We start from the raw sequence: 25,911 nt of genomic DNA on the forward strand, positions 1-25,911 counted from the left end.
TCAGTTGTGACCGCGTGAAACGCTGACGACACTGTCAATGGCCTTGATCCGGCCCACCAGTTTGTCATACTGTTCCTGGTTTTCGATTTCAACGGTGAGAAGAAGATTGGCGCTGATATCGCGGGCCGAGGATATTCGGGCCGACTGGACCGAAATCTGTTCGTCAGCGATGGCAGCAGATATTTCCGCCAGCAGGTTGGTCCGGTCACGGGCAATAATCCGGATATCGACGGGGTAGACCCGGTGTGATTCTGACGACTGGGTAGTCCACTCGACATCAATCAACCGCGAGGCGCGTTCAGCATCCTCCGGTGACCGGTCGAAGGAGTTCAGGATATTGCGGATATTGGGACAGTCAATCCGGTGGATGGCCACCCCCATGCCCCGCGTCACATAGCCGATGATCTGGTCCCCCGGCACCGGATTGCAGCACCGTGACATCTTGAGCAAGGCGTTGTCAAGGCCCCGGACTTTGACGGGGATCACGGGCTGCTTCCGGGGCTTCTTCTTAACTGCCTTCTTCGGGTCCTTGTCGAGGATCAGGGCCTCGCTCACCAGCAGATTGGGCGGGTTGTGAATGACCTGGCCCGACTTGGAAACACGGTAGCCCAGCTTGACTCTTTCATCTTCCGGCAGAGAAGTGATGTAAGCATCCCGAAGCTTTGGAACGACACGTCCTGCGGGCAGGCCTCCGTAGCCGACTCCGGCCAGCAGGTCGTCGAGCGAATGGATGGAGTAGCGTTTCAGGATGGGCGTATAAAACTCTTTTTTAAGCAGGTCTGATGGGTGAAATCCAAGTTTTTGGACCTCGCGGTCCAGGAGTTCACGTCCCCTGGCAATATTCTCATCACGCCTTTCGCGCTTGAACCAGGAGGAAATTTTATTGCGGGCCGTTCCGCTCTTAACGATGTTGAGCCAGTCGCGCGAGGGTCCCCGGACCCGGTCTGAGGTCAGAATTTCGACAATATCCCCGTTTTTCAGCTCGTAGGTCAGGGAAACCATGCGGCCGTTGACTTTGGCCCCATACATGGAATTACCGATATCACTGTGGATATGATAGGCAAAATCAACCGGCACAGCCCCGGACGGCAGCGAGATCACCTTGCCCATGGGAGTGAAGACAAAGACTTCCTCGGGAATCAAACCTTCCTTCAAAGCGTCCATGTAATCATGGGCGTCACTCATGTCGCTTTGCCATTCGAGGAGCTGGCGGAGCCAGGAAAGGCGGATCTCAAAGACATCCTGCTTTTTCTCAGTCGAGCCTTCCTTGTAACGCCAGTGGGCTGCGATCCCGTATTCAGCTGTCCGGTGCATCTCCTCGGTCCGGATTTGAACCTCAAAAGGAATTCCCCGGTGGCCGATAACGGTCGTGTGAAGGGACTGGTAACCATTGCTCTTGGGCATGGCAATGTAATCCCGAAACCGCCCGGGAATAGGCTTGTAAAGCTCATGGACCAGGCCCAGGACAGCATAGCATTCGCTTACGGTGGGCACGACAATCCGGGTGGCAAACAGGTCGTAAATCTCATCGAGCTGCTTGACCTGGGTTTTCATCTTGCGGTAGATGCTGTAGAAGTGCTTGGGGCGGCCCTCGATTTCCGCCGCGATGCCCATGGCTGCGATCTTGACAGTCAGCTCTTCCGTGATTTCTTTCAGGTATTCTTCCCGGTCGGAGCGGCGCTGGGACAGCATGCCGACCAGTTCATAGTAGGCATCGGGGTCCAGATAACGCAGGCTCAGATCCTCCAGCTCCCACTTGACCCGATGAATGCCAAGGCGGGCGGCCAGCGGCGCGTAGATGTCCAGGGTTTCCCGCGCAGTCGCGATCTGTTTGTCAGGCTCCTTGAACTTCATGGTGCGCATGTTGTGCAACCGGTCGGCCAGCTTGATCAGGACGACCCGGATATCTTTGGCCATGGCCAGAAACATCTTGCGGAAGTTTTGCGCCTGCATCTCCTCTTTCGAAGAATAGGAGATCCGTGACAATTTGGTCACACCGTCGACCAGCTCGGCAACGTCGTTCCCCAAAACTTCCCTGATGTCTTCCAGGGTCACCGGCGTGTCTTCAACCGTATCATGGACCAGGGCTGAAGCCAGTGTATGGTCATCGACCAGGCCCAGATCGAATAGAATTTTCATGGCGGCGACCGGATGGATGATGTAGGGCTCCCCTGTCGCGCGAAACTGATGCCGGTGGGCTTCTTTCGCCAGTTTGTAAGCATCCCTGAGCAGAGTAGCCTCATCCTGGTGGGCCGCCTTTTTCCAGTCTTCGATGAAACGGTCCATCTCGGCATCCGTTTTTGCCAGCATTTCAAGCTGCTCGGCTGTATAGGCGATCGGCCCGGTCATTCAACAATTACCCCCAGCTCTTTCAATTTCCCCCAAAGATGTGAATCTGACAGAGCCGGCCTTTTTCCTCCCTGTTCCAGTTTTGTGCAGGTGAAGCTCCCGTCCCCGTTATCCTTCAGGAGGACAAGACCGGCTTCATCCAAGATGGCAAGTGCCAACAGAAGCTCAGGAGCTCTCACCCCTCTATTATAACGGTGTGATAAAAGCCATGCCAGACGGACGGGAAGAAAGGTGATCTGAGGGCACCGACCGCCGCAAAGCGCTTCCATTGTCTGCCAAAGGGGTCCGAACAGGGAAGAGGACAGGGACAGACTGCCTCCTTCCAACCTGCCCCTTTCTGTCCACTGGCGGTATTCCCTGACCGCCTGCTCATTGATTTGCTGGTGGCGGCCGGGCCGGATTTCAATCAACCTCATTTGGATCGTTTCCTTGTCACGCCAGCGGTTGATCTCGGGGATGGCCATGATTTCGACCCGGTCCCCGGGGGAATAGAATACCCCTTCATTGCTGCGGTTGAATAAAAGCGCATCGAAGACCCGGGCTGAGGGATCGCTTGTCCGCAAGCTGAATTTAAGGTGCCGGCCGTCGCTCACGAAAGTCATCTCATCAACAGTCAAATCTTCCATACAGATGAGAGGCCGTTCAAAACCGCTCCCTGTCGGCTCCAAGGCATCAAACTGGCGGACCAGGCCGATCTCAAACTGATCACCTGTCAGGGCAATATCGGCCAGAAGCGGTTTTTGGCGGACAGACCGGGGGATCGCTTCGACGGCCTCCGTAATCTGTCTGCGGAAAGCCTGCAGGTTCTCGGCCCTGAGCGTCAGCCCGGCAGCACCTGCGTGGCCGCCGAATTTTTCCAGGAGAGGTGCGGCGGATCGGATGACCTCAAGCAGATCGAGATTGCCGAAGGAACGCGCGGAACCGGTCAGGATCCCCTCCTCATCTTCATTCAGGGTGATGGCGGGAACACGCAGTTTTTCAGCCAGCCGTGAACTGACGATACCCATGACTCCTGCGTGCCAATTACGGCCAACGGCAAGGGCCACGGAAGCGGCTCCGCCGGCTGATTCAAGTGCTGCCTCGATTGCCTGTGAAAAAATTTCCTGCTCAACCAGCCGTCGCTGCTGATTCAGCCTGTCAAGTTCGCCGGCCAGGTAATCAGCTCTTTCCGGGTCGTCTTCCAGAAGAAGATCCAAGGCCAGCCTGACATCTCCCATCCTGCCGGCCGCGTTCAGGCGGGGTGCCAGCGAAAAGGCGATGTCACGGGCCATCAGCTCCCTGCCGGTCCGCACAAGACGGTCAACGGCCTTCAAGCCCTGGGGCGCAAACTTTTCAAATTCCTTCAGCCCTTCCCGGACCAGGATCCGGTTGGCATCAACGAGCGGCATAACATCCGCGACCGTGCCGACTGAGGCCAGGACCAGCAAGCCTGGACGGGAATCCGCCACCCTGCCCAGTTTCCTGTCAAGGGCCAGTGTCAACATAAAGGCGACCCCGGCACCTGACAGATGGCGGAAAGGATAGGTTTCGCCGGCCAGTGCCGGGTTGATAAGGGGCACCCCTGTCCAGCCGCCGCCACTCGTTTCCAGATGGTGGTCAGTCACAATGACGTCGATGCCCCTCCCCTTGAGGTCCCTGATCAATTCCGGGGAGGAGGTGCCCGTGTCGACTGTGATGACCAGACCGGGCCGGTGCAGCTCTATCTCGTCCACCAGCGCTTCCGAGAGGCCGTAGCCATCATCAAAGCGGTCAGGGATCAGGATGTCCGGCTGATGGCCCAGCTCGGCAAAATACCTTGCCAGCAGGGCGGCGGCCGTCAGTCCATCAGCATCGTAATCACCGAAAATGAGAAAGCGGGGCTGCTGCTTTTCCAGATGTGTCCCGATTAAATCACAGGCATCCGCCATGGAACGGAAGAGAAAAGGGTCCGGCAGATCTTTCAAGGCAGCGTGAAAGAGCTGGTTGCGTTTCTCCTCGGTATCAAATCCCCTGGCTTCCAAAATCCGCTGCAGAACCGTCCGGTCCCCGCCGGATGAAACAGTGCTCTCCGCCACTTTCCAGGGAACCGGCATCAGCCAGTTCAACAACTCCTGCTTGCTAATCTCCTGCTGCATGGAATCTTTGTCCTGCTTTCTCTTCCATAGAAAAGAGGCCCGCTGTCAGGCACAACGAACCTCTTACTTGTCTTCCTTGAAAAATCAGCGCTTGCGCTTTCTGGCGGCTTCGGCTTTTTTCTTGCGTTTAACACTGGGTTTTTCATAGTGTTCGCGTTTGCGCACTTCAGCCAGCACACCGGAACGGGCGCAGGAACGCTTGAAACGTCTCAGCGCACTGTCCAGGGATTCATTTTCCTTTACACGAATCTCCGTCAACCTTATCCCTCCCCTCACAGTGGACTCTGAGCAACCCAACAGGATTCACAGTTCCCGAGTAGTATACAATGAAGGTGACTCGAACGTCAAATAAAGGGCGCTGGGAAAGCGCAATCGGAGGAGCTTGCAAGCCATCATGCCAGGACCGCGATCCAGGGGAAAAAACAAATCCGGCGGGGCCTCTGTCCGGCACGCTGCCTTTGTGCCTGCGCTGACTGCCTGCCTCTTGTGCCTGGCACTTATTCCTGCAGCCAGGGTTCAGGCCGCAACCGATCAAGCAGGTACTTTCGTTGAAAAAGCCGAAGCAGACATCCGGATCAATCTGGACGGAACCGTCGACATCGTTGAATCCATTACTTTCCATTTTCAACATAAGAAGACTGCACTTCCCTTCGATCTGATTTTCCCACTGGAAGGCGAGCCTCACCTTGAAATGCTTGAACTGGCCAGGGAAGAGGGCGCGGATCAGGGCAAGTACATCCCCATCCCCCGCCAAGACAAGCTAAGGCCACAGCCCCTGTCCTATTCAACTGTCAGGAAAAGGGACCGGATCCGGGCGGTAGTCGATTCAACTGGACTGCAAGGCCGCTGCACCTTTCGAATCACCTATCAGTGGAACCGCGGCGTCATTTTGAAAGAAGGCAGGGCAATCGTCTCAGGGCCGTTGCTTGCCGTCCGCCCTGATACACGTATCGAGACCATGAAATGGACGCTCCATTTCCCAGAAGGAATCCGGATGGATCTCAGCCAGATCACACCCGTTTCCATCCGGGCCATGACCATGAAAAAAACCTCGGAGCGAACGATTTCCTACATCGACAATCAGACCTTTTACAAAATCGACGGAATCGCCCTGATCATCAGTATGCCCGGAAACAGTTTCCCCCTGATTTTTCCCGCTTCCGACAAGACGTCTTTGTCCTCCCTCTTTGAGAAGGCCGACAGGCAATCCTGGCAGCTGTCCAGGCTTGGCATGCTTCGCCTCTCCCTGATCCGCGTGGTTGTGCCTTTGGCGGCGGCAGGCCTTTTGATCTATGTGACGCTTTATCTGATACAGATCATGGGACTGGGACTGCCAGGGAGGAATTTCGCCCGCTGGCCTGTATCGGAGGCGCCGGCCTTGGTGGCCAAGCTGGCCAGGATACATCCCCGTGACTCCCTCCTGCTCCTGGGCACCCTCCTCCAGCTCATCAATCGCAAAGAGGTCCTTTGGCGCGATGAGATCTTCAGCTGGAGGAAACCGGGCCGTAATGATTTCTCAGGATTCACGGCCTGGGAAATAGTCCTTTTGCAGTGGCTCTTTGCCGGCCATGAAAGCTACGATCATACCTTGGCCCCTGAGCGCCTCCGGCTGGCGGCCCGTGATCCCGATTTCCGTGAACTGGCAACCCGCTTCCGGGCTCAGATTGACAAGGAATTCAATCACAGCGGCCTGAAAAACCTGAAATTGACCTCCTCGTTCAGGTTATTCTTTATCGTCTTCGCCGCTTTGTTTTTTGTCCTGTCGGGCCTGCTTTTCCTGATCACCCACGCAGCAACCGCCTTTTTGCTCCTTATTCCAGCCCTCTTCTTTGCCTTGGGAGGGATCACTTTTCGTTTTTTGACAGGCAAAGGGGTCAGACGCTACCTCGAAACACGCCGTTTCATGCGGAAGCTGGCCAGCCCCCAAATGATCATCGATTCATGCGCCGGAAGGCTCAACGAGGCCGAAACGGTGATCAGCACCCTCCCGGCCGCCATTGCCCTGAAGAAAAGAAAGGCTTTCTTCAAGGGACTTCGTGCACTCCCCCGTCCCCTGTTCATGCGGGCATCTTACGCCCTCCTCCATGTTTACCGGCAGCTGCCCGTACCGGGAGAGGACAAGCTGGCCACAATCTCTTCCGATGACGAATTTGAACGGCTGCGACTCAAAATTGAAGAGATGGAACGGATCTTGTCTGCCTGGGAGGAGTTTTTTGACTCCTGCTTTATTTAGACAAGGACGGAAGAAGGGCCGAGGCAACACAGAAACAGGAAATTCCCTGGCCGCGCCCGAAGGAGGTCAAGTCTTCGCCGGTCGTGGCTGTGATGGCAACCCTGGAAACGGGAAGCTTCACGAGGTCAGCAATTTCCTGGCGCATCCGGTCGATGACAGCGGAAAGATCGGGTCTTTTGGCTTCAATTGAAAAGGATAGATGGGTCAGGCGGATGTCTCCAAGGAAAGAAAGGGCCTGGCTGACGTAAGCGCGGCTGTCGACGATTCCTTGGCGGCACATGGCGTCTGCGACTTGGCCCAGTACCTGTTGGCCGCAGAGTCCTGAGATGGCGTTGGTCAGGGCGTGCAGGACCACGTCGGCATCGCTGTTCCCATCAAGCGGCGGGCAGCCTTCAATCACCAAACCGCCCAGCACCAGCGGTCTGTCTTGGGCCGCTGAATCCCCTTCGGGCAAAAAACGATGGCTGTCCTGTCCGATTGAGCTGATGGCAATCATCTTTTATCCCCGCGCTTCATCAATCCTGCTGCTGCCTCCGATGCCCTGAGCACATGATACCCCTTGGAACGGGCAAGTGTCTCGACCTTGCCAAAATAGTTTTCAAGTTCGCGCCTGGCAGAGGCTGCCCCCTGCTTGACCCGGATCACCACATAGAGGCTGCCGTCCGGCGAAAGGGCCCTGGCCGACTCCCGGAAGAGACGATAGACCACTTCCTTGCCCGCGCGGATTGGCGGATTGGTCAGGATAAGATCGTAGACACCATCCGGAACGCCGTCACACTCCACCAAAGTGACACGCTTGTCAAGCCCCGCCCTGGCAATATTGCCGGCTGCCAGCTGAAGCGCGCGACGGTTGACGTCACTGGCAATAACCGTCACCCGGGGGCGAAGCCTGGCAAGGGCAATGGCTGCGACCCCTACGCCCGTTCCAAGGTCGAGGACTCTTGAAGGCCTGTCCGGAAACACACCCAGAACGGTCTTAACCAATAAATCGGTGCCAGGATCCAGGCGATGGCGTGAAAAAACCCCGCTGTCAGTTTGGAATTGAAAGGCAAGCTGCTCCCAAGAAGCCCGGACCATGGCATAGTCGTGCCCGGTGTCCGGGTCGGAATCGAAATAATGTGACTGTCTCTGCGGCATCACTTGCCTCCCCGGCTTCGCCTGACTTCCCGTTCTCTTTCCGGCAGATAAACCCTCTGCGCCCAGGGCGTTCGTTTCAGGGCTGACAGGAGGGGCAGTCCGATGCCGAACACGACCAGGGACTGGGAGAGAAAAAGGGCACCGACACTGCCTGCCACCAGGGCCGCTGTGACACGGCCGGGCCTGATCAGGAAGGGCAGATAACCGCCGACGACCATGGCATTGAGCAGAACAGGGGGAAGGAGCGGGACAAGCCTGGCGGTCAAATCCTTCCGGGAAAAAACCCTGCTGACTACCGCCTCTCCCCCAATTTCATCCGCCAGCCTGCGGCGCCAGGGTCTTGCCAGCCACCAGGTTAAAAGAGCAGCTGCCAAAGTAACCGCACTGCCCCCCAGGATATCGACCAGGCCCAATGGGGCGGGATTGAGCAGGTTGGAAAGCAGGCAGCCGGCGAACACACCCATGACGGCAGAGGGGAAAAGCGCCGGAAGCGCGGTCAGTGCCTCTGCCAGCCGCAGCTGAATAAAGGAGAAACTCATAAAAGAAGTGACCAGGGTCAGCGCCAGATAGAGGGCGGCAATCAGGGCACTTTGAGTCAACGCGGCGAGCGCGGCCGACGGTCGCCGGCGGCCCTGCTTTGACCCGGAGCCATCCATGGTCCGGTCAGCTTTGCCCTGCCGGGACCCTAACGGCAAAAACCATGGAGTGCCCGTTGATGTCCCACGCCTGCCCCTTGATACCGCCAGGGAGCTCATCCTCCCCGTCAAAGTAGATCAATTGGTCGGCCAGGACATCGGACATGATGGCGTCGGCATAGCGGTCGATCAGGGGGGTCTGTTCACTGCGGCCTACATAAAGATGAATGCGGTCAGTCACCTCAAAACCGCTGGAACGGCGCATGGTCTGGATCTTGCTGACCATCTCGCGGACAAAACCCTCCTCGATCAGGGCCTCTGACAGAACCGTGGACAGGGCGACTTTGATCCCGCCGGCGCTTTCGATGGCGTAGCCCGCCGCCGGGATCTCCTCAACCAGCAGGTCTTCAAGTGACAGGTCGTAGATTTTGTCTCCCACAGCCAGTTGGATGCTTTCCCCCTCCTCCAGCTGCTCCATGGTGGCCCTGCCCGGCAGGCCTTCAATCAGTGAGCGGGCCTGCTGCAGATCACCGCCCATCCGCCTTCCCAGAGTCCGCAATTGCGGCTTGAAGGAATAATCGATCAGCTTTCTGTCATCGGTATCAAATCTCAGATCCTTGATGTTGAGTTCATCGCGGACCAGGGCAGAGAGTTCTTCGGACAGCGGCTCCATACCGACAACCACCATCTCAGCCAGGGGCTGACGGATTTTGAGCTGGGCATTGTTCCTGGCAGCCCGCCCCAGTGAAACGAGCTCCAGCACACGCTCCATCTCGGCTTCAAGCGCCTTATCGATCCTGTCTTCATCCGCAGCCGGGTAATCACACATATGGACACTTTCCGGGGCATGGGGCGAACGGTCCGCAACCAGGTTCAGATAAACCGTTTCCGCCATAAAGGGTGTAAAGGGAGCAATTACGTAGGCCATGGTGGAGAGGACATGGTGGAGAACCAGGTAGGCGGTGATTTTGTCTGTATCCATGTCCGGCCCCCAGTAGCGCTCCCGCGAACGTCTGACGTACCAGTTGGACAGGTCTTCGACAAAGCTTTCCAGAGCCCGGGCCGCCGTCGTGACGTCACAGACCTCCAGCCTGTGGTCCACCTCCCTGATCAGGGAATGCAGCCTGCTTTCAATCCAGCGGTCCATGACTGTCTTGAATTCATCCAAGGGAAAGTCCTGGTAATCAGCCGGATCGAAGCGGTCAATATTGGCGTAGAGAATAAAGAAGGCATACGTATTCCAGAAGGTCCCCATGAAACGCCGCTTGGCTTCGTTGACCGCGTCTTCAGAAAAACGGGCGGAAAGCCAGGGCTGGCTCCCCGAATAAAACATCCATCGCATGGCGTCGGCCCCTTCGAGGTCCAGGATATGTCCCGGTTCGACGATGTTGCCCAGATGCTTGGACATCTTGATGCCGTCCTTGTCAAGGACATGGCCCAGAACCAGGCAGGTCCTGTAGGCTTCTTCATCAAAGAGGGCCGTGCTGATGGCGTGCAGGCTGTAGAACCACCCCCTTGTCTGGTCAATGGCTTCTGAGATAAAGTCAGCAGGCATGCGCTCCAGTGTCAGCTCCTCGTTCTCAAAGGGGTAGTGGTACTGCGCGTAGGGCATGGCGCCGGAATCATACCAGCCGTCAATCACTTCGGGAACCCGGGACATGGTTTTGGAACAGGCCGGGCAGGTCAGGTGAACCTGGTCAATCATGGGTTTATGCAGCTCAATGTCTTCCGGGCAGCCGGGCGACATGGCCTTCATCTCTGCAATGGACCCGACCATGTGCAGATGCCCGCAGGATTCGCACTGCCAGACGGGCAGCGGGGTCCCCCAGTATCGTTCGCGCGAGATGCACCAGTCAATGACACTCTCCAGAAAATGGCCGAAACGGCCGGGCCCGATATGGGCCGGGATCCAGTTAATCTTGTCGTTGTTCTCCAGGAGCTGGCCGCGCAGCTTGGTCATCTCGATGAACCAGGCGGTCCGGGCATAATAAATGAGCGGGGTGTCACAGCGCCAGCAGAAGGGATAGGTATGCTCGGTCATCTCCTCGGACAAGAGGAGGTTGTTGCGGCGCAGGAGTTCCACCAGGCCGTCATCGGCATCCTTGACGAAGACGCCGGCAAAACCCTCGACTTCTTCGGTCATGGTGCCGTCTTCGGCGACAAGCTGAATCATGGGCAGATCGTTGGCGCGGCCGATCCGGGCGTCATCCTCGCCGAAAGCCGGCGCGATGTGGACGATGCCGGTTCCGTCCGTCAGGGTGACGTAGGGGTCGCTGACCAGGAAGTAGGCCTTTCTCCCCGATTTTTCGACCCCTTCGAGCCCGAAGGTGTAAAGCGGTTCATATTCACGGCCCAGCAGGTCGCTGCCCAGATAGGTTTCAAGGATCCGGGCGTCCTGGCCGAATACCCTGTGACAGAGCTCCCGGGCAATGATGTAGCGGGGCCTGCCCGGTGAACCGTCCGGCTCCCCGTCGACCTCACAGAGCACATAATATTCGTTGGCATTGACGCAGAGGGCCACGTTGGAAGGCAGGGTCCAGGGTGTGGTCGTCCAGACGGCGTAGTAGGTGTCCGGCTGATCCTTGGCCCGGAAACGCACGTAGACCGAACGCTCCGAAATATCCCGGTAGCCCTGGGCTACCTCATGGCTGGAAAGCGAGGTCCCGCAGCGGGGGCAGTAGGGAACCACCTTGTGGCCTTGATAAATCAGGCCCTTGTCCCAAATTTGTTTAAGCGACCACCAGACGGATTCGATGTAATCGTTCTCGTAGGTGATGTAGGGATGCTCCATATCCGCCCAGAAGCCAATACGTTCGGACATCTCCTCCCATTCGCCCTTGTATTTCCAAACTGATTTTTTGCATTCCCTGATAAAGGCTTCAACGCCATAGGCCTCGATCTGGTCTTTGCCGTCCAGACCCAGTCTTCTCTCGACTTCCAGCTCAACGGGCAAACCATGGGTATCCCAGCCAGCCTTGCGGGGCACATAAAAACCTTTCATGGTCCGGTAGCGCGGTATCAAATCCTTAATGACACGTGTCAGCACATGGCCGGCGTGAGGCATGCCATTGGCAGTCGGCGGGCCGTCGTAGAAGGAGTAAATCGGCGCACCCTGACGATTTTCCATGGACTTTTTGAAAATATCATGCTCTTTCCAAAAAGCCAGGATCTTTTTTTCGCGCGGAACAAAATCGAGACTGCTGTCCACTTTTTCGTACATGAATCGTTTTCTCCTTGCCGATCGCCTTTCAGTGCGGACCGCAGGCTGGTCCAGGCATAATGGCCCTGCCGATATCCAAATGATTATAGTGTCAGCCGCCTCTTTGTGTCAAACAAAAGGGCTGGGCGCCTCTTTAGGCAAAATGTCCCCCCCCTATTGCCCGGTTCGGTCAAGCGCCACAATTGAATCCGCCGGCCGCATGTCCTGGGAAGTCAGCCCCGCAGGCCTGTCAGCTTGATAATGGCTTTCCCAAATGTGGCGGTGTTAATGGTATGTTCATAATTCAATGCTAGTTTGGAGACGGAGATTTCTCCACAGAGGATTTTTGAGGAGGTATTTATGTTTGAAAAATCGTTTAAGCTCAAAGAACGCGGCGTGACCGTGAAGGGTGAGCTTGCGGCCGGTTTGACCACGTTTATGACGATGGCCTATATCCTGGCCGTCAACCCCGATATTTTGAGTGTGACGGGCATGAATGCGGGCGGTGTTCTGATCGCGACGGCGTTATCATCCGCCATCGCCTGCGTCTGCATGGCCTTCATGGCCAACCTGCCCTTCGCCCTGGCGCCGGGCATGGGGCTTAACGCCTACTTCGCCTTTTCGGTCGTGCTCGGCATGGGGTATTCCTGGCAGTTCGCGCTTTTTGCTGTCTTTGTCGAGGGACTGATCTTCATTGTCCTGTCACTGACCAATGTCCGCGAGGCCATCTTCAACGCCATCCCGCTCACACTTAAGCACGCAGTCGGAGCAGGCATCGGGCTCTTCATCGCCTTCATCGGCCTGCAGAACTCGGGCCTGGTCCAGCAGAATCCGGCAACAGCGGTTGAGCTGATTCCATTCAAGGACCTGATGAACGGTGCCGGACTTCTAGCCCTGCTGACCCTGGTAGGCGTACTCATCATCGGCGTCCTGGCCTACAAGAATGTCAAAGGCGCCCTCCTGATCGGCATGTTTGCCGTCTGGATCATCGGTATCATTCTCCAGGCCGTGGGACTCTACGTCCCCAACCCCGAGGCCGGGCTCTTCTCGCTCTATCCGCATTGGGGGCTGCCTGACTTTGCCGGCTTCGGCCAGATTGCCGGTCAGGCCTTTTCGTCGACCGCCTTTGCCAACTTCAATATCGCTGACTTCCTGGTCATCATGTTCTCCTTCCTCTTTGTCGATATTTTCGATACCCTGGGGACCCTGATCGGTGTCGCTGACAAGGCGGGCATGCTGGACGAAGAAGGCAAGCTGCCCCAGATCCGGGGCGCCCTCATGGCTGACGCGGTCGGCACGGTGGTCGGCGCAGTTGCCGGCACCTCGACCGTCACGACCTACGTTGAAAGCGCTGCGGGCGTCGCTGAGGGCGGCCGCACGGGATTGACCGCACTGACAACAGGAATTCTCTTCCTGCTCGCCATCATCCTGTCGCCCATCTTCATTTCGATTCCGTCCTTCGCGACCTCAGCCGCTTTGATTTACGTCGGTTTCCTGATGCTTTCGTCCATCCTGAAGGTTGACTTCTCGGATATTTCCGAAGCCCTGCCCGCTTATGTTGCCCTCTTCGCAATGCCCTTCTTCTACAGCATTTCGCACGGCATCATGTTCGGCATCATCTTCTACGTTCTGGTCAACATGATCAGCGGGAAATTCAAGAAGATCAGCCCGCTTATGTACATCCTGGCCATTGCGTTCATCCTGAAATTCGCCCTGCTCGGATAGAACGCCGCTGCAAAACACATCAACATATCCTCTGTTTCGAAAAGCCCGGGCCTGCCGCCCGGGCTTTCCACATCAATCTCTTGCAGGCCCGGCTCCCTTTCGTGTAGGCTGGTCTCCATGAACCCCATTCTTCTCTTCTTCCTGGTGTTGATGGCTGCCGGAGCGGCCTGTCTGTTTTACGGTTTTTTCCTCGAGCCGCGCTGGATCCGGGTCAGGGAAGTCTTCATTCGAGCCGGCCATCAGGAAATCCGGGGTAAAACCTTCCTTTACTTTTCCGACCTCCACACCGGAACTTCCACGACTAAAAGGAAACTGGACCGGCAGATGCGTGCCATCATGAAAATAAAACCGGATGCCATCTTCTTCGGCGGTGATCTGGTCGAGGAGAAGACGCCACTCCCTGACTCCAACTTCCAAAATATGGTGATCCATGCCCTGTCATCCCTTGAGGCCCCGCTTGGCAAATGGGCCATCTACGGCAACCACGACGTGGAAGCACCCCGCTTTCGCACCTGGGTGACCGGTGTCCTGGAGTCATCAGGTTTCACTCTTCTGGAAAACGAGGGGATCCGGCTGGCCGGCCTGCCTGTCTGGGGTTTCGCCAACACCCATCACGGAGAACCCTGCCTGGATCTTCAAGCCTTCAGCCAGCTTCTGGATCAATCAGGAGAGAATCCTTGCCCGCTTTTCCTGGTCCATGAATCCGACTGGTTCCCCCGGGCCATGCCCTGGAAGGGAAAAGGTCTGGTTATTGCCGGCCATTCCCACTATGGACAGGTAACGCTTTTCGGCCTCCCGCTCATCCGGCCGGCCGGCGCCAAAAAATACTGGCGCGGCCGCTATCAACTGGGCCAAAACCTGACCATGCTGGTGAGCGCAGGCCTGGGAACCGTCCACATTCATGCCCGCTTTTTTGCCAGGCCCGATCTTCTACTTTTGCGGTTCGGAAAGGAATAGGGATCTCTTTTTGCTGATCTGCTCATCGACGCGGTCCATGTAGACAAGCAAGTCCTTGGGGTTATGGATGCGCCGGGCCGTGAGCTCATGGACGGCCTTTGAGGTCGAACCGCTTCCCAGTCCCACGACCGGAACCCGGTCACTCATCATAGCCACATTGTAAAGTGAACCGCCGGTCCGTGTGAATCCGGTATTTTCCAGGCCGGACCGGCAATTTTTCTGCTTGTAGAGGTAATAAGGCCGGTAGCCCTCTTTCCGAAGCAAGTCATGTGACCGTTCAACCGCGTCCATCAAGGCAGGATCAGGCAGGAGAGCATCCCGGTCATCAAAGAGGCGGTCCAGATAAGATCCCCTTTTGATTGCCAGGGTGTGGAGGGTGATGCTCTCCGGCCCCAGAGCCATGACACGGGCAAGGGAATCGAGCAGGTCGTCCGCCCCTTCGCCGGGGAGGCCGGCGATCAAATCCATGTTGATATCAGAAAAACCCATGGAGCGGGCGAGCCGGAAGGCAACGGCTGTTTCTTCCGCTGTATGGCGGCGCCCGATCCGCCGCAGGGTCCCGTCCTTCATGGTCTGCGGATTGATGCAAAGCCTGTTGAAACCAGACGCCCGGATCAGCTCAAGCTTCTCCCGGTCAATGGTATCGGGCCGGCCCGCTTCCATGGTCAGCTCGGCCTTGTCCCCCAGGGGTGTGACTGCCAGAACCTCCTTCAGGTAACGCTGGAAAAGAGGAGCCGGCAGGCTGGTCGGTGTTCCGCCGCCATAATAGACGGCAGCAATTTTGTGATAAAAACCACTGTCGAACAGGCCCCGGGCCTCCTGAATGACCGTATCCACATAGCGGCCGAGGCTTTCCTGCTGCCTTTGTGCGTCCTGGGTGATAAAGCTGCAGTAAAGGCATCTGCCCGGACAAAAGGGCAGGCCCACATAAAGGAGTGCCTCCCCCTCTCCGATCCTATCAAGCAGCTTTTCTTCGGCAAGTGCTGTTTCGACGGCCAGTTCTGCCTTGGACCAATCAAGCAGCCAGTAATCAAAAAGGTCACTCACCGCCTGTTCAGGCGACGACCGGCCGATCAGCTGGAGCGCGATCTGGGTCGGCCGCACCCCTGTCAGGGCGCCCCAGGGAAAGGTCCTGCCTGTCGCTTGCGAAAGAATCAGGTAAAGCTGACGTTTCAGCACCCGCCTGATCTCGTGAAGTGGAATGGTTTCCGTCACCCCCGGCGGATTCTCTCCCTCAAGCTGTGTCGTCACGGTCACCCTTTTGTCTGAGCGGCCGCACCTTGAGGCGGCACGCGCCTCAGCAGGCTTGACGGCGGGATCAACCCGCGAACTGACGGTAAGCCTATCCGGGTGAGAGAGTGCCAGCAAGGCGGCCTCCTCCTCTTTGGCTGATCCAAAAAAAAGACGGACCACATCGGCCAGCGCGGCCATCTCCCTGTGCCCCTCTGCCTCGATCCGGGCTGCCATAGTCAGTTTCCTAGCCGAAAATTCCCGTTTTGTTCAAAAGGAAGAGGATGAAAAGGATAATTGGCTGGTGGACGAAGTAGACCCAGAGGGAATGGCGCCCCATGAAGCGGATGGGACGGGTCAGCCTGTAGAAGCGGCCATCGTACCGGGTGAAGGCCTCGCCCGTCGCATAAAGCGTATGCCCGACTGCAGCGCCTGACAGAAAAAAGCCAATCCAGGGGAAAATCGGCATGCGGTCGAGCAGGTGAACGCCTTTAGCGGGGGCTCCCAGCATGATCAGGAAGGGATTGGATGAATAGTCAGGAAGAATGGGTTCAATGAAGGTGGCGGCAAAAATGGCCAGCATGCCGATGATAATCAGGAGGCCGGGGAAAAGGTGGGGCCGGTAGGATTCTGTATCTTCACTTTCATGGCTTGCTTCCTCGCGGGGGTCAGGGATCCATTTCAGCCGGACGGCCAGCCTTTCGAGCAGAGCATAGGCGACCGTCGACAGGGCGACCACATGGATCACATTGAAGAGAAGAAGGCCGGTGCCGGCGAATCCATCGACAAAAATCGACAGGGCAGTCGCGGTGATGGCGAATAAAACCATGCGGAAACCGCGTTTCAGGCTGTTGCGGGAAAAGCGGGAGCTGGCGCCAGAAACTGAAAGGAAAACGACAAGCACCAGGGGGCGGCCGATTTCATAAAACCAGTAACTGTGCTGAAAAGCCACAAAGTCCTGATGGTAGATGTCGTAAAGGTCACCGATGGTGTGGTGGAACATCATGAGCGTGAGGGCGCAGCCTCTTAAAAAATCGAGTTCCGGAATCCGCCGCCTGACCACTTTCTCTTCAATCTCCACGCCCGCACCTCCGGATTTCATAAAAAAACGGCACTGGAGCTTTCATTGTAGACCTCCAGCGCCGCTCTTATCAAGACTTGGCCTTCTATTTCCTGCGCGGATACCTCAATGCCGACTGGGCGGCCGAGAGCCGTGCGATCGGCACCCGGTAAGGCGAGCAGGACACGTAATCCAGTCCGACCATCTGGCAAAATTCAACCGAATAGGGATCGCCGCCATGTTCGCCGCAGATACCCAGTTCCAGATCCGGTTTTGACTTGCGGCCCAGTTCGACGGCCATCCGCATCAGCTGGCCCACTCCCTCGCGGTCCAGGTGGGCAGTCGGGTCCGTCTCAAAAATGCCGGCCTGGTAGTAGGCTTCCAGAATCTTCCCGGCATCGTCGCGTGACAGACCGTAGGTCATCTGGGTCAGGTCATTGGTGCCGAAACTGAAGAAATCCGCTTCCTCCGCCACCTTGTCTGCCGTCAGACAGGCGCGGGGAATCTCGATCATGGTTCCGACCCAGTATTTCAATTCCCGGCCTGCTTCCTTGATCAGGCGGTCAGCGGTCGACTTAATGAAGCGGTTCAGGTATTCCAGTTCCTTGACCTCACTGACCAGGGGGACCATGATTTCCGGCATGACATTGATTCCTTCCTCGGCCGCCTGCAAGGCCGCACCGATGATAGCCTCCGTTTGCATCTCCGCGATCTCGGGGTAGCTGACCGCCAGCCGGCAGCCCCGATGGCCCAGCATGGGATTCAGCTCGTGGAGTTCCTCAATGATCTCACACAAGCGGTCGTATCCGATGCCCAGCTCTTCGGCCAGTTGCTTGATTTCTCCTTCGTTTGTAGGCAAAAACTCGTGGAGAGGAGGATCCAGGAGACGGATGATGACAGGATAACCGTCCATAACCCGGAAGAGCCCCAGGAAATCCTCCTGCTGCATGGGCTTGATTTTTGCCAGGGCCTTGCGTCTGTCCTCCTCGGTCCTGGCCACAATCATCTGGCGGAAGAGGAAAACGCGCTCAGCTTCAAAGAACATATGCTCTGTGCGGGTCAGCCCGATTCCCTGGGCCCCCAGATCCAGAGCCACCCGGGAGTCGTGGGGGGTATCTGCGTTGGTGCGGACCTTCATGTCGGCTATCTCATCCGCCCATTCCATGATGGTCTGGAAGTTACCTGACATCTCGGCCTCCCTGGTCGCGATGCTGCCTTCATAGACCAGGCCGGTTGATCCGTCAAGCGAGATGAAGTCATCGCAGCCGTACACGCGGCCGTTGATGGTCATGGTCCGGTTTTTCTCATTGATCAGGGCTTCGGAGCAGCCCGAAACGCAACACTTGCCCATGCCGCGGGCAACGACCGCCGCGTGGGAGGTCATGCCGCCGCGCGTCGTCAGGATCCCTTCAGCCGCGGCCATGCCCTGGATATCTTCAGGAGAGGTTTCTTCACGGACCAGAATGACGGACTGGCCGGCCTCCTTGGCGGCTGTCGCCTGTTCAGCTGTGAAGACGATCTGGCCCGTCGCCGCACCGGGCGAAGCGGGAAGACCCTTGGCAATGCGTTTGCCCGCTTCAAGGGCCTTGGGGTCAAAGGCCGGATGCAAGAGGGCATCCAGCTGCTTGGGATCAATGCCCAAAAGGGCTTCCTCGCGCGAGATCAAGCCTTCGGCGACCAGGTCGACAGCAATCTGAAGAGCAGCCGTTGCGGTCCTTTTCCCGTTTCTTGTCTGGAGGATGAAGAGCTTGCCATTTTCAATGGTGAACTCCAGGTCCTGCATATCGCCGTAGTGACGCTCCAGTTGATGAGCAATGTCGGTAAACTGCTGATAGACTTCCGGCATCTGTTCAGCCAGGTGATCGATGGGGAAAGGAGTGCGCACCCCGGCCACCACATCTTCGCCCTGGGCATTCATCAGGTACTCGCCGTAAAGCTTGTTTTCTCCGGTGGCGGGATTTCGCGAGAAAGCGACACCGGTCCCCGAGCTTTCGCCCATATTGCCGTAGACCATCTCCTGGACATTGACTGCCGTGCCCCAGTGCGAGGGAATATTATGCATCTTGCGGTAATAGACGGCGCGTTCAGTGTTCCAGGAACGGAAAACCGCTTCAATGGCAAGGATCAGCTGCCGCTTGACATCCTGCGGGAAGGCTTCCCCCTTTTCCCTGGCGTAGATGGCCTTGAACTCATTTTCGATCCGCTCAAGATCGTCGGCATCAAGGTCCAGGTCGGATTCAATGCTGCCTTCTTTCTTAACCGCTTCGAAGGCCTCTTCGAAATGGCTGCGTGAAATGCCCATGACCACATCGGAAAACATCATGATGAAACGGCGGTAGCTGTCAAAGACGAAGCGGCGGTTGCCTGTTAGTCTGGCCAGCCCCTCGGCCACCTCATCATTGAGGCCCAGGTTCAGGACCGTGTCCATCATCCCCGGCATGGAGGCACGGGCCCCGGAGCGGACCGACAAAAGAAGGGGGCGCTCAGGATCACCGAAGACCTTGCCCGTAAGCTGCTCGGTTTCAGCCAGCCTCTCAAAGATCTGGCTGCGGATTTCGTCCGCGATCATCTGCTTGTCCGCGTAATAACGGTTGCAGGCTTCGGTTGTCACAATGAAGCCATTGGGCACGGGCAGGCCAAGGCCGGACATCTCTGCCAGGTTGGCTCCCTTGCCGCCAAGAAGGTCGCGCATGGAAGCGTCGCCTTCCGAAAACATATAGACGTATTTCGTCATTTCATATCCTCCCAAAGATAATCTATCCATCAGGCGCCGGGCTTTGCGACGGCGTCAATTAGAGCCAAAGCTGTCATGGCAGATCGAATTTTCCCTTGAAATACTCAACCAGCCGGTCCATCGGAAGCCTGATCTGCTTCATGCTATCCCGTTCCCGGATGGTTACCGCCTGATCCTCAAGCGATTCAAAGTCATAGGTTACGCAGTAAGGCGTGCCGATCTCGTCCTGGCGCCGGTAGCGGCGGCCGATAGACTGGCGGTCGTCGTACTCGCAGCGATAATGCCGGATCAGGTCGTGGTAGACCGCTTCCGCTCCCTGGCGCAATTTGCCCGACAGGGGCAGAACGGCGATCTGGACGGGTGCCAGCGCGGGCAGGAAACGCAGGACCGTGCGGACCTCCCCCCCCTCCAATTCTTCCTCGTCGTAGGCCTCCGACAAAATGGCCAAAAAGAGGCGGTCAGTCCCGAGCGAAGGCTCCACTACGTAGGGGATGTATTTTTCGTTTTTTTCAGGGTCGAAATACCGTAGGTCCTCCTTGGAGTATTCCATATGCTGTTTCAGGTCGTAATCGGTCCTGTCGGCAATCCCCCAAAGCTCGCCCCACCCAAAGGGGTAGAGGTATTCAATGTCGGTTGTGGCAGCCGAATAAAAAGACAGTTCTTCTTTCGAGTGATCCCGCAATCTCAGATGGTCCTCTGAAATCCCCAGATCCAGAAGCCACTGGTAGCAAAAAGACCGCCAGTAACCAAACCACTCGAGATCGGTTCCCGGTTCGCAGAAAAACTCCAGTTCCATCTGCTCAAACTCACGTGTTCTGAAAATGAAATTGCCAGGCGTAATCTCGTTGCGGAAAGATTTGCCCATCTGGGCGATGCCAAAAGGAATCTTGCGGCGTGAGGTCCGCTGGACATTGCGGAAATTGATAAAGATTCCCTGCGCCGTTTCTGGACGCAGGTAAAGCTGTGACTGGTTGTCTTCTGTCACGCCCAGAAAGGTCTTGAACATGAGGTTGAACTGGCGGACATCGGTAAAGTCATGTTCTCCGCAGGCAGGGCAGACGATGCCGTGTTCGCGGATGTAGGCTAAATATTCCTCATTGGTCCAGCCGTCGGCAGAAAGGGCAAAGCCTTGTTTTTTGTTCCAGTCATCAATCAGCTGATCGGCACGCCAGCGCGTCCTGCACTTGCGGCAATCGATCATGGGATCGGAAAATCCGCCCACATGACCCGAAGCAACCCAGACATCCGAATTCATCAGGATACTGGAATCGAGCCCCACATTCAGGGGACAGGTATCGACAAAACGCTTCCACCAGGCTTCTTTAATGCGATGTTTGAGGCTGGTGCCGTAGGGACCATAATCCCAGGAATTGGCCAGGCCCCCGTAAATTTCAGAGCCCTGATAGACAAAACCTCGATTTCCTGCCAGGGCGACAATCTTTGCCAGGGCATGCTGTTTATTGGCCATTCCTACACCCGTTTATCCTGCTCAAAACCAAGAAGAAGCTTATTCCTCAGTTTCCGTGTCTTCAAACGTTTCCGCCGGCTCTTCTTCCGCCTTCCGCTCTTCTTCCTCCAGCTGGGCCACGTGGCTGATCAGCTGCTCAGCGATTCGTGAAGCGTCTTCAGCGGAAATGCCCACCTGCTCGAAGACATCTTCGCCGGGCATACGGTCGACTTGGCGCATCATGCGGCTTTGTTCTTCCAGACGTTCTTCTTCTTCCTTGGCGCGCGCCTCTCTCAGGGCAGCCTCACGGGCAGCGATAATCAAGGGATGTTCGGGGATGACCACGTCCCACTTCCCATACCGGTAAGCGACCGTTCCCGCCCCGATCTCCTCACTGGCCAAGGTGACCGGATTAGGTGTCTCCGTCTCGAGGGTCGGGCAGGCGCCGGACGTCAACTGGCGGGCCCGCCGCGCTGCAAGCATGGCCAGGACGTAGCGGTTTTCAGCAAGCGGCAGTAATGATTCAGTCGATGGTTGTGTCAACATGGGTGACTCCTGTTCGAATAAGCTCTCGGTTTATTTTCAAATTCATCACGAAAAATCGATAACCTTATGGATTATACCGTTCAAAGGTCGCACTCGTCAACAAAAAAACGCAGGGTACGGCGTTTCTCCGCCTTCATGATGGCGCTGACATCGGCTGCGGCCTCCTCAATCACATCATTGACCACCCAATAATCGAAGAGATTAATCCGGGAAAGTTCCTCCCGCGCCGTCACCAGCCGCCGGTCAATTTCCTCGGCTGACTCCGTTCCCCTTTTCAGCAGGCGCTGTCGCAGGGCATCCTCTGTCGACGCGGTGACGAAAATGAGAACGGCATGGGGGCAGTTGCGCTTGAGAGCAAGCGCGCCCTTGACAGTCAGGTCAAGCAGGATATCCGCCTTCTCCCTGATCATCCGGTCTACAGGGGCGCGGGGCGTCCCATAGTACTCCCCGCAATAGGTATCGTATTCCAGAATTTCACCGCGGTTGATCAAATCCTCGAAGTGATCCCGTGTCGTGAAGTGATAGGCGATGCCGTCCTCTTCATCTTTGCGGGGCCTGCGGGTGGTCATGGATACTGAATGATAGCGCCGCGGATCCTGTCTTCTGAGTTCGTCAATAATGGAGTTCTTGCCAACACCTGACGGCCCTGACAAGACGATGATCAGGCCCTCCTCCTCTAGGCTCCGTTCATACCTGATCATGGCATTCCTCCAAAGATTTCCCGCCGTCCGGCAAAAGTGCTTCCGTTTCCAGGGCAGACAGGACCACATGATCGCTGTCCATAACCAGAACCGAGCGGGTTCTCTTGCCTCCCGTCGCGTCAATCAGGGAAAATCGTTCGCGCGCATCCTGAACCAGACGGCGGGCAGGCGCAGATTCGTAGGTCACAAGCGCAATCAGGCGCGCCCTGGCGATGTAGTTGCCATCTCCGATTGGAATCATTTCATAGGCCATGCGCCACCTCTATTCAATGTTCTGAACTTGTTCACGGATTTTTTCGAGCAAGGTTTTGGAGGCAACCACTACCTGGGTCAGTTCCAGGTCATTGGCTTTTGAGCCAATGGTATTAATTTCACGGAAAATCTCCTGGATCAAAAAATCAAGCTGACGGCCGACAGGAAGATCCGACTCGAGCGCCTGGCTCAGGGCATCCAGATGAGCATGCAGCCGGGTGACCTCCTCGTCGATGGAGGAGCGGTCGGCAAAGAGGGCTGTTTCGGCAAAGAGGCGTTGATCACTGTACCACTCGGGCCGCTGGTCCTCGAATAATTCCTCCGCCCGCTGGATCAGTTTCTCCCGGTAGATTTCCGGAATCAACGGGGCTCTCCGGGCCATGGATGCCACATGTTCCCGCAATTCATCCGTCTTGGCCAGCAGATCAAGGGCCAAGCGCCCTCCTTCAAGCGTACGGGCTCTGTTCAATTCATCGAGCGCGGCCTCCAGCGCCTCTTCAATCTGACCGGCAAGAAGCGCCTCATCTCCCCCGTTTTCATCAAGGGTCAGGATGCCGTCCAGGCCTGCCAGAATTTTCAGCTTATCGCCGGACTTTTCCCCGGTCAGGGCCTCAAGCTGGTCCAGGGCTCTCATGTAAGCCATGGCCAGCGGCTGATCGACCGCGACTTCGTATTCAGGCGATTCACCCGGCTCATCCGTCAGCCGGATCTCAACACGCCCGCGGTTCAGCTGCTTCTGTGAAATGGAACGGATGAGTGATTCATGGGCGGCATAGCGTGAAGGAAGGCGGATGGAAATATCCAGATAGCGGTGGTTGACCGAGCGGCACTCGATCCGGATGGAACACCCACCCCTCTTGGAGATCCCCTCCCCGTAACCGGTCATACTCCTGGGCATTTTATCCCTGCCTTTCAACAGCTGTGGCAAACCGTCCGTCCTCTCCCACCAGCAAAGGGCGGAAGCCGATTTGATCGGATGCAACCATTATATAACGGACGCCTTCGATCTGCGGCTGGCTGTCGTAAAAGGGAACGTCGTGATGGATGTGACCGAAAAGGCAGACATGGATACCTGCCTCTTTGAGGAGATCGCTGAAAGCGGAGCCGGTCCCCTGTTCAGAAATCGGCGGATAATGCATCAAGGCGACTCTGCCGGGCTCCCGGCCTTCCTCCTCCTGCAGCCGTTTCAGTGCCTGGATGGAGAGTTCCAGCCGGGCAATTTCCCGCTTGTAAATCTTTTCATCGGCGTTCGAAAATTCCTCATCGAAAGGCAACAGCCAGCCGCGGGTCCCGCAAATATGAAAACCGGCTGCCCTGCATGCCTTGTTACGGAGAAAATGGAGACTTGTCAGCCCCTCCCGTTCACAAAAAGCCTCCAGCTTTCGAAGGGTCGTCCACCAGTAATCGTGATTACCCCGCAGCAGAATCTTCTTTCCGGGCAAACGATGGATCAGGGCAAGATCAGGCAAGGCCTCCTCCAGGGACTTGGCCCAGGAAATATCGCCTCCGACCAGGACGGTGTCGTCCGGATCCACAAGATCCAGCCAGTTTTCAACGATCCGCTCCGTATGACTTTCCCAGCGCGGACCGAAGATGTCCATGGGTTTATCGACCGAACCGGCCAGATGAAGATCTGCCAGGGCAAACAGCTTCACTTGTCATCTCCTCCGGGCGGCTCATTCCCATGAAAATGCTGCCAGACCGCCAGCGCAGCTTGCTGTGGAAGGCCCGGCACCCCCGCCAGTTCGTCCAGGGAGGCTTCCGATATCTTTTTGCTTGATCCAAAAGCCTTGAGCAAAGCCTTGCGGCGCGCGGGACCGATTCCGGGTATGGTTTCCAAGTGATAACGCTTGGCTGCCTGGTGCCGCCGCTGTTCGTTGAGCCGCCGGGCGAACCGGTGAGCCTCGTCTTGAACAGCTGTGAGAAGATGGAGCAGGCCCTGCCTGCGTGCCCGCTCCTCTTCCGTTTCTCTGGCCAGTTCGTCTTCCGGAACCGAGGAAGAAGCCAGCTCGATCGTTTGTCCTGAGCTCAGAACAAGCCCGCGGGTCCGGTGCCGGTCATCCTTGACCACGCCGGCAAGCGGCAGACCGAAATCGTCCGCCAGGGGAAGACAGGCCGAAACATGGCCGCGGCCACCGTCAAGCAGGATCAAGTCGGGCCGGCTTCCGAATTTTTGGTCGGCCAGTCGGGATAGGCGGCGCTCCAGTACCTCTCTCATGGACTGGTAGTCATCGATCCCTTCAAAACCCTTAACAGTAAAATGCCGGTAAGAAGAGCGCTCAGGGCGGCCCTGGCGGAAGACTACCATGGAACCCGACCGGTCGCCTCCTCCGAAATGAGAAATGTCATAAGCCTCGATCCGGGCAGGGGCCCCGACCACCCCTGTCAGTTGACCCAGATATTGCAAAGTCGCCTCAATGGCTTGCGGATCCGACCCCCGCGCCAGGGACCTTCTTTCCAGAGCTTTGTCGGCATTGTGGCGGGCCATGTCAACCAGGGCCTTTTTTGCGCCCCGCTGCGGTTGCAGAATATTGACTGCACCGCCCCGCCGCTGCCGGAGCAGCTCAGTCATGAGGGACAGGTCTGGAAGCGGGGCGGGAATCAGTATTTCACGGGGCACCTGTCCCTGTGCCCGGTATTGTTCCCCCATAAAAGAAGCCAGGTATTCGCCGGCATCATCACCCTGATCCTGGGCAAAGACCTGGACACAGCCTGTTACCCGGCCGCCACGGATTTCCAACTTCGAGATGGCCACTTCATTGCCGTTTCTTGCCAGGGCCAGGGCGTCACGGTCGCCTCCCCGCTGATCAACCACCCGCTGCTCCTCGCGAAGTCGGGTCAGCGCCTGCCATCTTCCGCGCAAGTGTGCAGCCTTCTCGAAATCGAGCACTTCCGCTGCCTCATTCATTTCGCGCTGGAAACGCCGGATCAGCTCATCAGTCCGGCCATCGAGGAACTGAATCACCTCATCGATAATCGCCCGGTAATCCTCCTTGGAGATGAGGCCTGCACAGGGCGCAAGACAACGCCCGATGTGGTAGTTGAGGCAGGGGCGCTCCCGGCCGATATCGCGCGGCAGGTCGCGTGAGCAGGTGCGGAGGGGAAAGACAGCCTCCAGAACCTTCAAGGCCCGGTTGATATCGCCGGCCAGCCAGGGACCGTAATAGCGCGCGCCCTGCTCCAGGTCATCCCCGACACGGAAAGCCTTCATAACACGGGGGAATGCCTCCTGGAGGGTGACCCGGATATAGGGATATTCCTTGTCATCCCGCATCAGGATATTGTAGGGAGGCTGATACTGTTTGATCAGGTTGGCCTCCAGGACCAGGGCCTCCAGCTCATTGGCGCAGAGGATGGTGTCATAGGAAGCAATTTTGGCGATCATGGAGGCGATCCGGCGGTCAACGGCCGGCTTGGGTGTAAAGTAGTTTCTCAGACGCTGACGCAGGGAATTGGCCTTGCCCACATACAAAACAGAACCCGAAACATCTCGCATCAGGTAGACGCCGGGTTCCTCTGGCACCAGATCAAGCCGTGCCTCAAATTCAATTCTTTGCCTGTTCTGTCCTGTCATTCGGGAGACAAACTCCTA

At 57.0% G+C, this 25,911-nt stretch carries 20 protein-coding genes; 3 read left to right on the forward strand and 17 right to left on the reverse strand.

Features of this window, described 5'->3' with window-relative positions:
- The 3 genes from GX839_05575 to GX839_05585 all read right to left on the reverse strand — a co-directional run bounded on the left by GX839_05575 (nucleotide 1) and on the right by GX839_05585 (nucleotide 4,721).
- Nucleotides 1–2,286, reverse strand: a complete 2,286-nt coding sequence (locus GX839_05575; GenBank protein NLB04931.1) for a bifunctional (p)ppGpp synthetase/guanosine-3',5'-bis(diphosphate) 3'-pyrophosphohydrolase — start codon at nucleotides 2,284–2,286, stop codon at nucleotides 1–3.
- 59 nt (nucleotides 2,287–2,345) lie between these two features.
- Nucleotides 2,346–4,463, reverse strand: a complete 2,118-nt coding sequence (recJ, locus tag GX839_05580; protein NLB04932.1) for a single-stranded-DNA-specific exonuclease RecJ — start codon at nucleotides 4,461–4,463, stop codon at nucleotides 2,346–2,348.
- An 84-nt stretch (nucleotides 4,464–4,547) separates the two neighbouring features.
- Nucleotides 4,548–4,721: a 30S ribosomal protein S21 gene (locus GX839_05585; GenBank protein NLB04933.1), complete on the reverse strand. Its 174-nt coding sequence runs from the start codon at nucleotides 4,719–4,721 to the stop codon at nucleotides 4,548–4,550.
- Nucleotides 4,722–4,857: 136 nt separating this feature from the next.
- On the opposite strand from GX839_05585, the gene GX839_05590 reads away from it, so the two are divergent.
- The gene (locus tag GX839_05590) at nucleotides 4,858–6,696 is read left to right on the forward strand and encodes a DUF2207 domain-containing protein (GenBank protein ID NLB04934.1); all 1,839 of its coding nucleotides are present in this window, start codon (nucleotides 4,858–4,860) and stop codon (nucleotides 6,694–6,696) included.
- Here GX839_05590 and GX839_05595 read toward each other — a convergent pair.
- From GX839_05595 to GX839_05610, 4 genes are all read right to left on the reverse strand, one after another.
- The gene (locus GX839_05595) at nucleotides 6,689–7,192 is read right to left on the reverse strand and encodes a 2-C-methyl-D-erythritol 2,4-cyclodiphosphate synthase (protein ID NLB04935.1); all 504 of its coding nucleotides are present in this window, start codon (nucleotides 7,190–7,192) and stop codon (nucleotides 6,689–6,691) included. The two genes, GX839_05590 and GX839_05595, sit on opposite strands and share 8 nt — an antisense overlap.
- Nucleotides 7,189–7,833, reverse strand: a complete 645-nt coding sequence (locus tag GX839_05600) for a methyltransferase (protein NLB04936.1) — start codon at nucleotides 7,831–7,833, stop codon at nucleotides 7,189–7,191. The genes GX839_05595 and GX839_05600 overlap by 4 nt, the downstream gene beginning before the upstream one ends.
- Nucleotides 7,833–8,432: a QueT transporter family protein gene (locus GX839_05605; GenBank protein NLB04937.1), complete on the reverse strand. Its 600-nt coding sequence runs from the start codon at nucleotides 8,430–8,432 to the stop codon at nucleotides 7,833–7,835. The genes GX839_05600 and GX839_05605 overlap by 1 nt, the downstream gene beginning before the upstream one ends.
- Before the next feature lie 64 nt (nucleotides 8,433–8,496).
- Nucleotides 8,497–11,688 (reverse strand): isoleucine--tRNA ligase, encoded by a 3,192-nt coding sequence (locus tag GX839_05610; GenBank protein NLB04938.1) that lies wholly within the window; start codon nucleotides 11,686–11,688, stop codon nucleotides 8,497–8,499.
- 339 nt (nucleotides 11,689–12,027) lie between these two features.
- On the opposite strand from GX839_05610, the gene GX839_05615 reads away from it, so the two are divergent.
- Together GX839_05615 and GX839_05620 are read left to right on the forward strand one after the other, a co-directional pair.
- A complete protein-coding gene (locus GX839_05615) occupies nucleotides 12,028–13,392 on the forward strand; it encodes an NCS2 family permease (GenBank protein NLB04939.1) in 1,365 nt (454 codons plus the stop codon).
- A gap of 117 nt (nucleotides 13,393–13,509) precedes the next feature.
- Nucleotides 13,510–14,349 (forward strand): hypothetical protein, encoded by an 840-nt coding sequence (locus GX839_05620; GenBank protein NLB04940.1) that lies wholly within the window; start codon nucleotides 13,510–13,512, stop codon nucleotides 14,347–14,349.
- Here the strand turns inward: GX839_05620 and hemZ are convergent.
- From hemZ to uvrC, 10 genes are all read right to left on the reverse strand, one after another.
- Nucleotides 14,323–15,816, reverse strand: coding sequence for a coproporphyrinogen dehydrogenase HemZ (gene hemZ / locus GX839_05625; GenBank protein ID NLB04941.1), 1,494 nt, complete (start codon nucleotides 15,814–15,816; stop codon nucleotides 14,323–14,325). The genes GX839_05620 and hemZ overlap by 27 nt on opposite strands.
- Nucleotides 15,817–15,826: 10 nt before the next feature.
- Nucleotides 15,827–16,660 carry a DUF1624 domain-containing protein gene (locus GX839_05630; protein NLB04942.1) on the reverse strand — a complete coding sequence of 278 codons (834 nt, stop codon included), beginning with the start codon at nucleotides 16,658–16,660 and terminating at the stop codon, nucleotides 15,827–15,829.
- A gap of 85 nt (nucleotides 16,661–16,745) precedes the next feature.
- Nucleotides 16,746–19,373, reverse strand: coding sequence for a pyruvate, phosphate dikinase (locus GX839_05635; GenBank protein ID NLB04943.1), 2,628 nt, complete (start codon nucleotides 19,371–19,373; stop codon nucleotides 16,746–16,748).
- Nucleotides 19,374–19,446: 73 nt separating this feature from the next.
- Nucleotides 19,447–20,841, reverse strand: a complete 1,395-nt coding sequence (locus GX839_05640) for a glycine--tRNA ligase (protein ID NLB04944.1) — start codon at nucleotides 20,839–20,841, stop codon at nucleotides 19,447–19,449.
- A 39-nt stretch (nucleotides 20,842–20,880) separates the two neighbouring features.
- On the reverse strand, nucleotides 20,881–21,366 hold the full coding sequence (gene rpoZ, locus GX839_05645; GenBank protein ID NLB04945.1) for a DNA-directed RNA polymerase subunit omega: 486 nt from the start codon (nucleotides 21,364–21,366) through the stop codon (nucleotides 20,881–20,883).
- A gap of 80 nt (nucleotides 21,367–21,446) precedes the next feature.
- Nucleotides 21,447–22,067, reverse strand: a complete 621-nt coding sequence (gene gmk / locus GX839_05650; GenBank protein NLB04946.1) for a guanylate kinase — start codon at nucleotides 22,065–22,067, stop codon at nucleotides 21,447–21,449.
- The gene (locus tag GX839_05655) at nucleotides 22,054–22,320 is read right to left on the reverse strand and encodes a DUF370 domain-containing protein (GenBank protein ID NLB04947.1); all 267 of its coding nucleotides are present in this window, start codon (nucleotides 22,318–22,320) and stop codon (nucleotides 22,054–22,056) included. The genes gmk and GX839_05655 overlap by 14 nt, the downstream gene beginning before the upstream one ends.
- A 9-nt stretch (nucleotides 22,321–22,329) precedes the next feature.
- The gene (locus GX839_05660; protein NLB04948.1) at nucleotides 22,330–23,217 is read right to left on the reverse strand and encodes a YicC family protein; all 888 of its coding nucleotides are present in this window, start codon (nucleotides 23,215–23,217) and stop codon (nucleotides 22,330–22,332) included.
- Between the two features lies 1 nt (nucleotide 23,218).
- Nucleotides 23,219–23,974: a serine/threonine protein phosphatase gene (locus GX839_05665; protein ID NLB04949.1), complete on the reverse strand. Its 756-nt coding sequence runs from the start codon at nucleotides 23,972–23,974 to the stop codon at nucleotides 23,219–23,221.
- Nucleotides 23,971–25,893 (reverse strand): excinuclease ABC subunit UvrC, encoded by a 1,923-nt coding sequence (uvrC, locus tag GX839_05670; protein NLB04950.1) that lies wholly within the window; start codon nucleotides 25,891–25,893, stop codon nucleotides 23,971–23,973. Before uvrC ends, GX839_05665 begins: the two co-directional genes overlap by 4 nt.
- Between the last annotated feature and the right edge of the window lie 18 nt (nucleotides 25,894–25,911).

This window comes from Fastidiosipila sp., from assembly GCA_012511175.1.
GTDB lineage: Bacteria > Bacillota > Clostridia > Saccharofermentanales > DTU023 > UBA4923.